The sequence below is a fragment of the Bacillus sp. SIMBA_074 genome (genome assembly GCF_046534555.1).
Classification (GTDB): Bacteria; Bacillota; Bacilli; order Bacillales; family Bacillaceae_G; genus Bacillus_A; species Bacillus_A mycoides.
This window is the reverse complement of the sequence record NZ_JAWRYM010000703.1, coordinates 1-263: the sequence shown is the minus strand read 5'-3', so window position 1 is coordinate 263 and position 263 is coordinate 1. Positions and strand designations below refer to the sequence as shown.

Here is a 263-nt window from a genome sequence, read left to right as displayed (position 1 = left end):
GCGGTCGACGTATTCCCGCAGTTCTTCCCCGGAGCGCCCGCATCCCGTGCGCCTTCGGTTCGACTCGACAACGCCGAAACCGCGAGTGCGGTTCTTGATCTGCTCGTCCAGAGGGGCACACGTGCGGGCGTTCGGTTCTATCGTCACGTCTTCGCCAAGACGTCGAGTTTCGCGGCCGTGCGGTGCATCGCGGACCGGATCCTTCCGCTCGACGACGAGTACTTTCCAGCCCTCAACCGCTTCGGCGACTGGGGTATCGACAC

1 protein-coding gene is annotated in these 263 nt (G+C 64.3%); it reads left to right on the top strand.

All coding sequences use genetic code 11. The annotated features are described in order from the left end of the window. The coding region (locus SB773_RS32600; protein WP_410594532.1) for a hypothetical protein at positions 1-263 on the top strand (263 nt) is incomplete at both ends.